General features: G+C 67.7%; 4 protein-coding genes. All 4 read right to left on the bottom strand.

From position 1 onward, the window contains the following. On the bottom strand, positions 1-2,482 hold a 2,482-nt coding region (locus VML93_RS26290; RefSeq protein WP_325615197.1), incomplete at its 3' end, for a type I polyketide synthase. Then, on the bottom strand, positions 2,479-7,071 hold the full coding sequence (locus VML93_RS26285) for a type I polyketide synthase (protein WP_325615196.1): 4,593 nt from the start codon (positions 7,069-7,071) through the stop codon (positions 2,479-2,481). The genes VML93_RS26290 and VML93_RS26285, both read right to left, overlap by 4 nt. Beyond that, complete coding sequence (locus VML93_RS26280) at positions 7,071-12,695, bottom strand: type I polyketide synthase (RefSeq protein WP_325615195.1); 5,625 nt, start codon at positions 12,693-12,695, stop codon at positions 7,071-7,073. The genes VML93_RS26285 and VML93_RS26280 overlap by 1 nt, the downstream gene beginning before the upstream one ends. Continuing rightward, positions 12,692-14,449, bottom strand: a complete 1,758-nt coding sequence (gene fadD26 / locus VML93_RS26275; protein WP_325615194.1) for a long-chain-fatty-acid--AMP ligase FAAL26/FadD26 — start codon at positions 14,447-14,449, stop codon at positions 12,692-12,694. The genes VML93_RS26280 and fadD26 overlap by 4 nt, the downstream gene beginning before the upstream one ends. Between the last annotated feature and the right edge of the window lie 47 nt (positions 14,450-14,496).

Raw genomic sequence — 14,496 nt, 5'->3', positions numbered from 1 at the left:
AGGTGTGGTGCTGCGCCCCAGCCTCAGTAATGGCCTGCAGGAAGCGCACCGGGTTGCGCATGTTGGTCGCCCAGTGCTCGGCGTCGAACAGCGGGGTGCTGCCCAGGTCGGCGTAGGTGGTCGAGATGATCGGGATGGTCGGCGGCCGCGGGGTGAGATCGGCCAATTCCGAACGCATCTGGGGTTGCAACGCATCCATGGCCGGGTTGTGCGGGGCCACCTCGATGTTGACCTTGCTGGCGAAACCGTCCTGCTGGCGCACCTTCTCGATGAGTTCGTCGATCATCGCGGTCGGCCCGGAGATCACGGTTTGCCGCGGGGATGCATAGATCCCCAACGTCACCTGCGGGTAGTCGGCGATCAGTGCCTCGGTGGCCTCGGCGTCCAGCTCCAGCAGGGCCATCGTGCCCTGCCCGGACAACGGCGCCATCAGCCGCGACCGCGTCGCGGTGACCCGCAGGCCCTCGGCGGGGGTGAGCGCCCCGGCCACTACGGCGGCGGCCACTTCGCCCAGCGAGTGACCTATCACCAGGTCGGGTTCTACCCCGTAGGAGCGCCACAACGCGGTCAGCGCCAGCTGGATCCCGATCAGGCCCAGTTGGATCTGCTCGATACCGACCAGCTCGTCGCCGTTGGCCAGCACGTCGTGCAGCGAAAACCCGGCCTGGGCAACGAAATCCGGCTCCAGCTCGGCGACGGCCGCAGCGAACGCCGGCTCGTCGGCCAGTAGTTGGCGACCCATCCCGGCCCACTGCGATCCGCGTCCCGAGTAGACGAACACCGTGCCCGGTCCGACCGACCCTTCCCGGGGCGCCACCACGCCGGGGGCGGATTCACCCGAGGCCAGCGCGCGCAACCCCGCGACCGCTTGGCTCCGGTCCACCGCGGCGACCGTGCCGAACTTGGGCTGCCGGGCCCGGTGGTGGTTGAGGGTGTGCGCGACGTCGGCCAGCGGCACCAGGGCGCCGGGCCCTTCCATCCAGTCCGCCAGCACCGACGCCGTCGCGGCCACCCGCTGCGGCGTCTTGCCCGACACCACTAGCATCGACAGCGCCGGCTCCGGGGCACGCTGTGGAACGGCAACGGGATCGGGCGCCTGCTCGATCACCACGTGCGCATTGGTCCCACTGACACCGAACGACGAAACGCCGGCCCGGCGGGGCCGGCCGGTGTCCGGCCATTCGAGCCCGTCCGCGGCGATTTTCAGCCGCGTGGCGGCCTCGCTCGCATGCGCTGTCAGCTGGTGGAAGTTGAGGTGCCGCGGGATGTAACCGTTGCGGATGGCGAGCACTGCCTTCATCAGCCCGGCCACACCGGCCGCGGCTTCCAGATGGCCGACGTTGGTCTTCACCGAGCCGATCACCAACGGATCGGAGCTCTCCCGATCGCCGAAAACCTTGCTCAGCGAATCGAGTTCGATCGGGTCGCCCAGCGGCGTACCCGTTCCATGGGCCTCAATGTAGTCGATGTCGGAAGGCTTCAGCTTCGACGACGTCAACGCGGCGCGGAGCAGTGCCTGCTGGGCCGGGCCGTTGGGAACGGTCACCCCGCTGCTGGCACCGTCCTGGTTGACCGCTGTGCCGCGCAGCACGGCCAGGATGCGGTTGCCGTCGCGGACCGCGTCGTCGAGCCGCTTGAGCACCACCACGCCGGCGCCCTCGCCGCGCACATACCCGTCGGCGGACACATCGAAGGTCTTGCACTGGCCGTCCGGCGACAGCATGCCCCAGCGCGAGCAGGCGATGCTCGGTCCGGGGCTGAGCAGCAGGTTGGTCCCGCCCACCAGCGCCATGTCGGTTTCCCGGCAGCGCAGGCTCTGGCAGGCCAGGTGCACCGCGACCAACGACGACGAACAGGCGGTGTCGAGCACCACCGCAGGGCCGCGCGCCCCGAGGATGTAGGCCAGCCGTCCGGCGGCGAAGTTCGCCGAGTTTCCGGTCGGGATGTAGGCGTCGAGGTCTTCGGGGCGCAACCGGCCCGCCAGGGTGAGCATGTAGTCGTAGGCGGTGACGCCGACGAAAACCCCGGTCTGCGTCCCCCGAATGGTGTGCGGCGCAACGCCCGAGTCCTCCAGCGCTTCCCAGGCGACTTCGATCAACAACCGCTGTTGCGGGTCCATGGCCGCCGCTTCACGCGGGGAGATCGAGAAGAACTCGGCGTCGAACTCGTCGGGCTGCCAGCTGGTGAGGAAGCCGCCTTCCTTGCTGCAGATGGTGCCCGGGACGGTGTGGTCGTCGGTGTAGAAGGCGTCGGCGTCCCAACGGCTTTCGGGAACCCGGACGATGCCGCTACGGCCGTCGCGCAACAGGTCCCACAACTGATCGGGGTTGTCGACGCCGCCCGGGAAACGGCACCCCATGCCGACCACCGCGATCGGTTCGGTGCTGGACTTTTCGGCGATCTCCAGCCGCGCCGTCAGATCGTCGATCTTGCGTAGTGCGTCGGTGATGATCGCCCGGCGATCTGGCGTCGCGCCGGTCATTGCGTTCCTCTGGGATTGAGTCGTTCCGAAAGTTGTTCCAGCAACTCGGCTTCGGTGTAGTCGTCGTAGTCGTCAGCTTCCGCCGCCGGCTGCTGGTGCGTCTCGACCAGCTCAGGCAGCACGGTGCCAAGATAGTCGGTCAGGCTGTAGACGGTGGGGTAATCGAAAACGACGGAGGCCGGAAGAAACTCGCCCAGGCTTTCCGACAGCTTCCGCTGCAGCGTCACGCTCATCAGCGAGTCCATGCCGAGCTGGAAGAAGCCGGCCGACGGATCGAGGGTTTCGGTCGGGGGCATTCCCATCACCGCGGCGGCCAGGGCACCGACCTGGTCGAACAACATGTCGTGGCGTCGTTCCGGTTGGCAGTTGCGCAGGGCCTTGCGGAACTCGCTTTCCGGCATCGTGACGTCTTCGGGCGCCGGCAGCAGGTCGTCGACGATGCGAAGTGCCCCGCGGGTCCGGTAGGCGGCGGCCAGCAGCGGCCAATCCGCGGCCACCACAACGGAATGCACCCCGGCGGCCGGGCTCATCGCCAGCGGCAGCGCGCCGATCGCCACGTCGTCGTCCATCGGCTGCAGCCCGGATTCGGCGCTCACCTGGCTCGCGTCTTGCTGCGCATCGGCCAGCGACTTCCACAGGCCCCACGCCACGACCGTGGCCGGCAGACCCACCAGGCGCCGGCCGTAGCCCAGGGTATCGATGAAGGCGCTGGTCGCGGTGTAGTGCGCCAGCCATCGCGAACCGATGAGCCCGGAGATCGAGGAAAACGAAACAAAGTGCTTTATCGGCTGTTTCAGCGACAACCGGTGCAGCAGCCGGGCGGCGTCCAACTTGGGCGCGAACATCGCGGCCACGTCGTCGTCGCTCATGTCGCTGAGCAACACCGGCTGGCCGCCGAAGGCCGCCAAGTAGATTCCCTCCAGCGGCGGCAGGTCCACCCCGAACCGGTCGAACAGCGCGGTCATCGCGGCGGGGTCGGTGGCATCTGCGGCGACCTGGACGAGATTCGTCCCGGTGGCACCGAGGTTTTCGGCCAGCTCCGCCAACCGGTCTCCCGGATTGCGGGAGACCGCGACGATCGTCTTGGCCCCCATCGCCGTGAGCTGACGGATCAGGTGCGGCCCGATGTTGCCGGTGGCCCCGATGACGAGCTGGCTGGTGTCCGCACTCAGTCGGGCGGGTGCCGCCGGGGCCTTCTGCCGCTCCAGCCGGGGGACCCGGCGCGCACCCGACCGGTAGACGACCTGGTCCTCGCCGTCGGTCCCGGCGGTTTCGTCCAGCACATACCGCGCAGCCAGCTCGGGGGGCATCGACTCGTCGAGATCCAGCACACCGCGCCAGATTTCGGGATGCTCCAGCGCCAGCGTCCGCCCCAGGCCCCACAGCACCGCGTGGGCGGGATTGGCACGCTCACCGACCGCGACGGGCTGGGCGTTGCGGGTTAAGAAGGTCAGCTTGGGTACCGAAGCGCTCGCGGCCATCGCGGCGGCCAGTCGGCGCGCCGCATGGAACAGCCGGTAGGCCGATTCGACGTCGACCGGGTCGCCCGAAACGGGCGGCGCGTAGAGGACGTTGTCGACACCGGCGAGGAGGTCGCGCAGGACCGTCGCGTCGTCGTCGAGCGCCGCAGGCGCCAGCGACTCGACCCGGGACCCCGGGTCGATGATTCGGGCCAGTTCGTCCGACAGTCCGGGGTCGGCCACCACCAGCCACGAGCCGGTGGCGGTCGCGGCATTGGGCTCACTCGGCAACGGGTGGACCGGCCAGTGCAGCTGGTAGCTCCAACCGTCGAGGACGGTGTCTCCAATTCCGTTCGGGCTGAAGGTGATCCCGTTTCGGCCCGGCTGTTCTGCCACCGGGGCGCCGACGTGGGTGGTGCTGATCCAGTGGTGGGTGTGCTGCCACGGGGTGCTGGGGATCGCAACGGCGGGCTCGGCCGGGTGCGGAGTCTGCGGCGGGTGTGCGGTGTCGGCGGTGTGCAGGTTGGTGCGGAACGTGACGGTGTCGTCGGTGTCGCGTTGCAGCGTCCCGATGCTGAGGTAACGCCGATCGGGGTGGGCGCTCTGCAGGGTGTCGGTGACGGCCTGGGTCAGCAGCGGGTGTGCGCTGATCTCGATGAAGGTGTGGTGCTCGGTTCCGGCCTGCATGATGGCCTGCTGGAAGCGCACCGGGTTGCGCATGTTGGTGGCCCAGTGCTCGGCGTCGAACACCGGACGGGAGCCCAGGTCGGCGTAGGTGGTGGAGATGATCGGAATCGTCGGCGGGCGGGGGGTGAGATCGGCCAGCTCCGAACGCATCTGGGGCTGCAGCGCATCCATCGCCGGATTGTGCGGGGCCACTTCGATATTCACCCGGCTGGCGAACCGGTTCTGGGCGCGCACCGCCTCGATGAGGGCGTCGATCTCTTCGGTCGGCCCCGCGATCACCGTCTGGCGCGGCGAGTTGTAGATCCCCAACGTCACGTTTGGGTGCTCGGCGATCAACGCCTCGGTGGCTTCGGCGTCGAGCCCGAGCAGGGCCATACCGCCCTGTCCGGACAGCGGGGCCATCAGCCGCGAGCGGGTGGCGGTCACCCGCAGCCCCTGGGCGGGGGTGAGCGCCCCGGCCACCACGGCGGCGGCCACTTCACCCATCGAGTGGCCGATGACCAGGTCGGGCTGCACCCCGTAGGAACGCCACAGCTCGGTCAACGTCAGCTGCATGCCGATCAGCCCGAGTTGGATCTGCTCGATGCCGACCAGTTCCTTGCCGCCGGCGATCACCTCGTGCAGCGAAAAGCCTGCCTGCTCGACGAACACCGGCTCCAATTCGGCCACCGCGGCAGCGAATGCGGGTTCGTCGGCCAGCAGTCGGCGACCCATCCCGGCCCACTGCGACCCGCGCCCGGAGTAGACGAAAACCGTTCCCGGCCCGGGTGACTCGCTCCCGCAGGCCACCACGCCGGGGGCGTGCTCGCCGGCGGCCAGGGCGCGCAACCCGGCTACCGCCTCGGCGCGTTCGCGGGCCACCACGGCGCCGAATTTGGCGTGCCGGGCGCGGTGATGGTTCAGAGTGTGGGCCACCTCGGCCAGGCCGGTGGCGGCCCCGGGGCCTTCCAACCAATCGGCCAGCGTCGCTGCCGTCGCGGCCACCCGCTGCGGCGTCTTGCCGGTGACCACCAAGCTCGACACCGCGGTGTCGGTGCCGCCTGCGGATGCCGGCACCAGTTCCGGACCCTGCTCGATGATGACGTGCGCGTTGGTGCCACCCAGTCCGAACGACGACACCGCCGCTCGGCGGGGGCCGTCGGTGGCCGGCCACGCGGAGTTCTCGGTGGGGATGAAGAATCGGGTCGCCGACGCGTCGATCGATGGATTCCACTGCGAGAAATGCAAATTCGGCGGAATGTGGCCGCGCTGCACGGCCAGCGTCGCCTTGATGAATCCGGCGATTCCGGCCGCCGCCTCCAGATGGCCGAGATTCGTCTTGACCGCCCCGAGCGCACATGCGCTGTCGCTCTGGCCTTTTCTAAGCCCGTAAGTGGACGCCAGCGCCTCGAACTCGATCGGATCGCCCAATATCGTGCCGGTGCCGTGCGATTCGACGTAGTTCACGCTCTCGGGCGCCATGTCGCCGGATCGCAGCGCATCGGCGATCACGTCGCACTGGGCGGCCGTATTCGGCGCGGTGACGCCGTTCGAGCGGCCGTCCTGGTTGACCGCCGAGCCGCGCACCACAGCCAGCACCCGGTCGCCGTCGCGGACCGCGTCGGTCAGCCGCTTGAGCACCACCACCCCGGCGCCCTCGCCCCGGACAAACCCGTCGGCCGCCGCGTCGAATGCGGCGCAGCGCCCGTGCGGGGACAGCAATCCCCATGCGGAGATGGCGATTTGGGTCTCGGGGCGCAGGGTGATGCTCACCCCGCCGGCCAGCGCCAGATCGGTTTCGCGCAGCCGCAGGCTCTGGCAGGCCAGGTGGACCGCCACCAGCGACGAGGAACACGCCGTGTCCACCGCCACCGACGGGCCGCGCAGTCCCAACAGGTACGAGATGCGGCCAACGGTGATGCTGTGGGCGTTTCCGGTTCCGCTGTAGGCGTCCACATTCAGCGGACTGGTGGCCAGCATGGACTGGTATTCGTTGAAGTAGACCCCCGCCATCACGCCGGTTCGGCTCTCGCTGAGCGAATCCGGTGGGATACCGGCGTTTTCGAGCGCTTCCCAGGCGACCTCGAGCAGCATCCGCTGCTGCGGGTCCATCGCGGCGGCTTCGCGCGGTGTGATGCCGAAGAACTCGGCGTCGAAGCCCGCGATGTCGGGGACGAAACCGCCCCACTTCGTGGTCATCCGCCCCGGCGTCAACGGGTCGGGGTCGTAGAACGCGTCCGCGTCCCACCGATCCTCCGGCACCCTCGAGATGGCATTGCGGCCCTCGACCAACAAGTCCCAGAAGCTATCCGGGCCGACGACGTCGCCCGGAAACCGGCAGCCGATCCCCACCACCGCGACCGGCTCGGCCACCGCGACGCGGGAGATCTTGTTGAACTCCTCGGCTAGCGTGGCGCGCTGTTGTGCGGACATGCCGGAGATCCGGCTGTAAGCGGTTCGCATTAAGCAGGTCCTTCGACCTCAGGCCGTGTCGATTCGATGCGGTCGAACAGGCTGTCCAACACGCTTCCCGCCGAAGCCGATAGCTCAGCCATTTCGTCTTCTTCTGAATCATCTTGCGGTGCCACAATTTTGGCTAGGTACTTGGCCAGCAATGCCACGGTCGGATGGTTGAACAGCATGGTGGCCGACAGCTCGATGCCGACGAACTGCTCGGCTTCACGGCGAATCGCCATGGCCATCAGGGAATTGAGACCCAGCTCGGCGAACGGCCGGTCGGTCTGCAGTTCGGTCTCCGGCACCCGGAGCTCGGCGGCGATGATGTTCCGCAAGCCCTCTTCCAGTTCACTGCGCGCATCCGCGGCCGACATGGCCGACCAGTTCCGCGCCGGCACCAGCGGCGCGTCCAAGCCGTCCAAACCGTCTGGGCCGGCGGCCGAAGGCATGGGCACCACAACCGCCTGTGCGACGTCGAAGGTGTCGACGTACTCCCAGGCGGTGAACGCCTCGGACGGCGTGATGTCGCGCGATCCCATCCGCCGCAGCTCTTCGCTGACGATCTGGTTGTCGGCGGCGAAGCCGAGACCCCGCCAGGCCACCCAGTCGAGGCTGAGCGTGTGGCAGCCGCGCTGCCGGCGCGCCCGCGCCATCGCGTCCAGGTAGGAGTTGCCGGCGGCATAGGCGCCCTGGCCCGGAATACCGAATACGCCTGCGGCCGAAGCTGTCAAGAACAAGAAGTCCACGCTGCCGGCCGGGAAGACCTCGTCGAGCACCTGGCAGCCGCTGATCTTCGGCCACATGACCTGCCGCACCGGACCGTCGGTCATCTGGGTCACCAGTTGATCGTTCGTGACGCCGGCGGCATGGATAATCCCGCGGATCGGTGGCGCTCCGTCGCGATCGCGCTTGTCCAGCAGCGCTTGGACGTCCTCGCGGCACCCGATGTCGACGGCGGCGGCCTCGACCGCGACACCACGCATCTCCAGCGCGCGGATTGCGTCGATCTTCTGACGCATTCCGGTGTCGAGTGTTTCGCTGTCCCAATCGCGCCTGGGCGGCAACGGGGTACGGCCCGTCAGCACCAATCGGCGAGCACCGCGGTCCGCGAGCCAGTCGGCCATCAGCAGGCCGAGTGCGCCCATCCCGCCGGTGACGAGGTAGGCGGCATCGGCCTTGCACCGGAACGGCTTACGGACCGGCTGCGCGCTCAGCGGCGTCAGCGCCGGTTCCAGGACCACTCCGTCGCGCAGCAGCAGCACCGACTTGCTGGGCGTTTGCAGCGCGTCGGCAAGCGCCGATGCCTCGTCACCCAGGTCAGCAGAGCCGCCGGACAGATCGACCAGGCCGCCCCACAATTCCGGATGCTCGGCAGCGATGACGCCGGCGAGCCCCCACAGGAAACTCTGGCGAATCGCCGCGGCGTCCACCGCTTCGTGCACACCTCGGGTGAGGATCCAGAGCACAGCCGGGTCGTCGACGTCGCGTTTCGCCAAAGCCCGCACCAGATCGGTTATCTCGGCGGAGACCCGGACCGCATAGTCGATGTCGCTTTCGCTCGCATCCACTGCCGCCGGGCCCGCGAGGTAGACCACATACCGGGCATCGGGCAACGCGGCCGAGCGGTAGCCGGCGCGCCCGAGGCGCGTCCGGAGCACCTCGGCGCCCTCCTCGCCGAGCACCGCCACAGTGGGCGACCCGGTGACGCGGGGTTGCTCGGCTTCGGCGTCGTGCCGCGGGTGCCACTGCAGCGTGTGCGCGAACCGCCTTGCCTCAGCACCTGATTGGACACCGGCTTCGTCCGCGTGCCCGTCCAGCTCCAGTGCCCGGTACCGCAGCGACCGCACCGAGAAACACGCCTGTCCGTTGTGGGCCGCGGCGGTGACGTCGACGACGATGTCCTGGCCGTCCCGGGCCGCGTTGTGCACCGATACCGAACCGCGGGGTTCGGTGATGGCGTCATCCAGGGCACCTGACCACGCGAACTCAATGCTTGCCGGCACGTAAAGTCGCGAGTCGTTGACCGATGCCAGCGGCGCGATGTGGATGGCGGCGTCCAGCAGCGGCGCAGCGGACGCCTCGGGAAGAGTGATGGCGGCGACGAGGGCGTCTGGCTTTTCGTGCTCGTTCTGCTCGCTCTTCCAAGAATCCACCGACCATTCGAACGGCCGGCCGTCGACGCCGTGCAGCGCGAGCAGTGAATCGATCGCCGGGATCGGATTGTGCTGGCCATTCTCGCAATGCTCACGATGCCCCGCGGCTGGACGCGAATCGCTGGAATCGCGGCGGATCCCAGAGGACAGTTGCGCCGTCACATGGCGCACCCACCGGTCCGAGGCGGCATCGGCCGCACTCGAAGCCAGGCTGATCGATTCGCCATGGGCGACTAACTGGACAAGCCGCGGGAGGTCGGCGAAGACCGGTTGCTCGAACCGGATCCCGGAAAGGGCGGAATAGCCCAATTCGGCTGCCGCACGGAGCAGTGTGTGCAACACCACGGAAGCCGGGACTACCTCGACCCCGTGGAATCGATGCCGGCCCGGGTACGGCTTGGCCTCCGGCGCCAGCCGGGCCTGCCAGAGATGGGTCGGCGGACTCGACGACACCGTCGTGTGGTGACCGAGCAGGGTGCCCGCCTTGGGCGCCGTTCCCGCTGGACCGGACCGGTTCGCCAGCTGCTTGGTGCTGAACCAGTGGTGGGTGTGGTGCCACGGGGTGGTCGGTATGACCGGGTGTGGTTCCGGCGGGTGTGGGGTCTGCGGTGGGTGGGTGGTGTGCGCGCTGTTGAGGTTGGTGTGGAACGTGATGGTGTCGTCGGCGTCGCGCTGCAGGGTCCCGATACTGGTGTACCGGGTCCCGTGCTGGGCGGACTGCAGGGTGTCGGTGATGGCCTGGGTGAGCAGCGGGTGCGCGCTTATCTCGATAAAGGTGTGGTAGGGCGCGCCGGCGCCACCAGCATGAGTGATGGCCTGCTGGAAGTGCACCGAGTTGCGCATGTTGGTAGCCCAGTGTTCGGCGTCGAAGACGGGCGCTGGACCAGGCCAGCCGCGCAGCTCGGCATAGGTGGTGGAGATGATCGGGATGGCCGGAGTCCGCGGGGCCAGATCGGCCAGCTCCGAACGCATCAGGGGCTGCAGCGGATCCATGGCCGGATTGTGCGGCGCCACTTCGATATTGACCCGGCTGGCGAAACGGTCCTTGGCGCGCACGCTGGTGATCAACTCGTCGATCTGCTCGGTGGGCCCGGCGATCACCGTCTGGCGCGGCGAGTTGTAAATCCCCAACGTCACCTGCGGGTAGTCGGCGATCAACGCCTCGGTGGCGGCCGCGTCGAGCTCGAGCAGGGCCATGCCGCCCTGCCCGGACAACGGTGCCATCAGTCGGGACCGGGTGGCGGTCACCCGCAGCCCCTCGGCCGGGGTGAGCGCCCCGGCGACGACTGCAGCGGCCACCTCGCCCATCGAGTGGCCGATGACCAGATCGGGCTGCACGCCGTAGGAACGCCACAATTCGGTCAGTGCCAGCTGCATGCCGATCAAGCCGAGCTGGATCTGCTCGATACCGACCAATTCCTTGCCGCTGGCGAGCACGTCGTGCAGCGAGAAGCCGGCCCGCTCGACGAACACCGGTTCCAGTTCTGCGACCGCAGCCGCGAAAGCCGGTTCGTCGACCAGCAATTGGCGGCCCATGCCGGCCCACTGCGAACCGCGCCCGGAGTAGACGAACACCGTGCCCGGCCCGGGTGGCGTGTCGTGCGGTGCCACCACGCCGGGCGCCTGCTGTCCGTCGGCCAGTGCCCGCAATCCGGCTACGGCCTGGGCGCGGTCACGGGCGACCACGGTGCCGAATTTGGCCTGCCGCGATCGGTGATGATTCACCGCGTGCGCGACGTCGTCAAGGGGCACCTCGGCGCCGGGCCCCTCCATCCAATCGGCCAGTACCCCAGCCGTGGCGGCCACCCGCTGCGGGGTTTTACCCGCCACCACGAGCGTCGACACCGTCGCAGCGACGCTCGTGCCGGCAGACTCAGCGACGGCAAACACTTCCTGGCCCTGCTCGATAACGACGTGCGCGTTGGTGCCGCCAAATCCGAATGACGACACACCGGCCCGTCGTGGATGCCCGGTGTCCGGCCATTCTGTCTGGGCGTCAACGACTTTCATTCGCAGGTTGTCGAACGGAATGTGCGGATTCGGGCTCACGAAGCGCTGATTCGGCGGAATCTCGCCATACTGCACCGCCAGTACCGTCTTGATGAAGCCGGCGATGCCGGCCGCAGCCTCGGTGTGACCGAGGTTGGTCTTGACGGCGCCCAGCAGCAGGGGAGATTCCTCGGAACGCCCGCGACCCAGCACGGTTCCCAAGGCGCGCGCTTCGATCGGATCGCCCAACAGCGTTCCGGTGCCGTGAGCTTCGACGTAGTCGACCTCGTGCGGCTGCATGCCCGCGTTCTCGTAGGCCGCGCGCAGCACCGCCATTTGCGCCGCCGGGTTGGGGGCCATCAGGCCGTTGGAGCGGCCGTCCTGGTTGACCGCCGAGCCGCAGATCACGGCAAGCACCCGGTCACCGTCGCGTTGCGCGTCGGTCAGCCGCTTGAGCACCACAACCCCGGCGCCCTCACCGCGCACAAATCCGTCGGCGGCGGCGTCGAACGCACGGCACCGACCGGTCGGCGACAGCGCGCCGACCTGGTCGAAACCGCGAAATACCGCTGGGGTCAACAACAAATTCACGCCGGCCGCGATTGCCAGCTGGGAGTCCTGGGTGCGAAGGCTCTGGCAGGCCAGGTGGATCGCCACCAACGACGACGAGCATGCGGTGTCCACCGCGATGGACGGGCCGCGCAGGTCGAGGAAATACGACAGCCGGTTCGCGATGATGCTCACGGCGCCACCGGTGTTGCTCCAGCCGTCGATCTGCGGCAGATCGTTGGAGGCAATCGCGCCGTACTCGCTCGTGCAGGACCCGGCGAATACGCCCGTCTGCGAACGGCGCAGCGAGTTGGGCGGAATTCCCGCGTGCTCCAGCGCTTCCCAGGCCACCTCCAGCAGCAGCCGCTGCTGCGGGTCCATCTTGTCGGCTTCACTGGGGGAGATCTCGAAGAATTCGGCGTCGAAGGCGTCGACGTCTTCCAGGAACGACCCCCACCGCGTGGTGCGGGCCAGAAGTGCCTTTACCTCGGGTGAGCCGTCGTCGAACAGCTTCCACCGTTCCTCGGGGACCTTCCCGATCGAGGAGCGGCGATCACAGAGGAACTGCCACAACGTGTCTGGCCCGGATATGCCGCCGGGGAAGCGGCAGCCCATTCCGATGACCGCGATCGGCTCCTCGAGCGAACTGCGAGCCGGGCGCTTGAGCCTGGTCTCCGATTCGGGGTCGGGCTCGGGCGCGGTCAGGTAAGCGGCCAGGGCGTTGATGGTCGGGTGCTCCCAGAAGTCGATCGGGGACACGGTCTTGCCCAGCAACTCAGTCATTTCGCCGGACAGCACGACCGCGTCACGGGAGCTCACGCCCAGGTCGGCCAGCGATAGGTTGGGGTCAACCTCATCCGGCGTGCAGCCGATGTTGGTCACCAGGTAGTCGACCAGCCAATGGCGGAGGTCGGCTTCGCCACCGATGCTGGCCGTCATACCGTCACGTCCAGCCGCTTGAACCCGTCACCCCTATAGCGTTCGACGCAGGCTGAACGCCGGATCTTGCCGCTGGTGGTGATCGGGATCGAACCGGGTGGCACCAGAACCAGGTCGGCCACCCGCAGACTGTGTGACCTGGATATCGCGGACGTGATTTCGCGCCGCACCGAGCGGAGTTTGAGCTTGACGTCCTCCGCCGAAGCTCCGTGCCGCTTGAGCTCGATGATCGCCACCAGTTGCTCGGTGATGTCATCCGGCACCGATATCGCTGCGACCCGGCCACCGGTGATCTCCTGGATCGTCGCCTCGATGTCATCGGGGTAGTGGTTGCGGCCGTCGACGATGAGGATGTCCTTGATGCGGCCCAAGATGAACAGTTCGTCGTCGGAGATGACGCCCAGGTCGCCGGTCCGCAGCCACGGACCTTCCGGGGTTCCCGGAGCGGGGTTGACGATCTTCGCGTTGAACACCCGCTCGGTCTGCTCGGTCTTGCGCCAATAGCCCAGGGCCACGTGGTCGCCGCGCACCCAGATCTCGCCTACCGTTCCCGGCGGGTTCTCCACCATGGTCTCGTGGTCGACGATGCGCACGGCTGACGGGTCGGGGCAACCGTAGCTGATGAGTTCGGTGCCGACCGTGCCTTCGGTTCCGCAACGCCTGGCCTGACCGGCCGAGAGGTGCTCGTAGTCGAAACGGACCGTTGTGGGTGCGGTGTCGGGGTCGGGAGCCGCCACGTACAGCGTCGCTTCGGCGAGCCCGTAGGAGGGTCGTATCGCGGGGGGTTTGAGACCGAAGCGAGCGAAGCGCTCGGTGAAGCGCTTCACCGTCGCGACGTGGATTCGCTCGCTGCCGCTGACGATCGTCGCGTCGCTGAGGTCGAGGCCCTTCATGTCGTCGTCGGATGTTCTGCGCACCGCCAATTCAAAGGCAAAATTCGGTGCCGCCGAAAAGCACTCCCCAGTGGTGGCGAGCATTTGCATCCAGCAGGCCGGGCGGCGCAAAAACGACATCGGGCTGGTCAAAACGGCGCTCCGTTGGGCGACCAATGGTGCGCAAATCCCGAGAATCAGGCCCATGTCGTGGAACAAGGGAAGCCATGACACCACGGTCCCCGAGTTCGGAACGCTGGCGACATCCCCGAAATAACCGTTGAGACTTTGCGTCACGTTCGCGACGACGTTCTTGTGCGACACAATGACACCGGCCGGCGTACGTGTCGATCCGGACGTGTACTGGAGATAAGCCGCCCCGCCGGACGGCCGCAGCAAGGTCGGCGCCGGCTGGTGTGGCGAGTAGAAGTCAAGCAGATCAACTTCAATGATGGCCGGGGCGCCGTGCCCGTTCTGTGCGGCGGAGGCGTATTTCGACACCTCGTCAGCCACAGACGAAGTCGTGAGAAGGGCGACCGGCTTGGCGTCATTTAATACCGCGGAAACACGATCGTCGTGAATGCCATATTGCGGCGTGGAGAGCGGCACCGCGATAAATCCGGCCTGTAGCGCGCCCAAGAAGGAAACGACGTATTCCATTCCCTGCGGTGCCAAAATTGCCACTCGATCACCGGGCAAACCACACAGCCTGAGTTCGTCAGCAATGATGCACGCACGGCTGTACACCTGCGACCACGTTAAACTGTCAGCAAATCCCCTAGGATCCAATCCGTAATCAATAAACGTATAGGCGGTGGTGTCAGCCTGCTGATCCGCGCGCTCTTTCAGCAAAGTGGGTACGGAAAGGTCGGTTGCCAGCATCGCACTACACTCCCATTCGGCGTTCTGCATTTGTCATTTTTGCCCTA

The organism is Mycobacterium sp. (genome assembly GCF_035499775.1).
Lineage (GTDB): Bacteria > Actinomycetota > Actinomycetes > Mycobacteriales > Mycobacteriaceae > Mycobacterium.
Note: the sequence above shows the minus strand (reverse complement) of the source record. Positions and strands in the feature narration are given on the sequence as shown.

Coding starts and splice junctions, on each gene's coding strand:
- VML93_RS26285 (WP_325615196.1), bottom strand. CDS start 7,071: ATGCGAACCGCTTACAGCCGGATCTCCGGCATGTCCGCACAACAGCGC.
- VML93_RS26280 (WP_325615195.1), bottom strand. CDS start 12,695: ATGACGGCCAGCATCGGTGGCGAAGCCGACCTCCGCCATTGGCTGGTC.
- fadD26 (WP_325615194.1), bottom strand. CDS start 14,449: ATGCTGGCAACCGACCTTTCCGTACCCACTTTGCTGAAAGAGCGCGCG.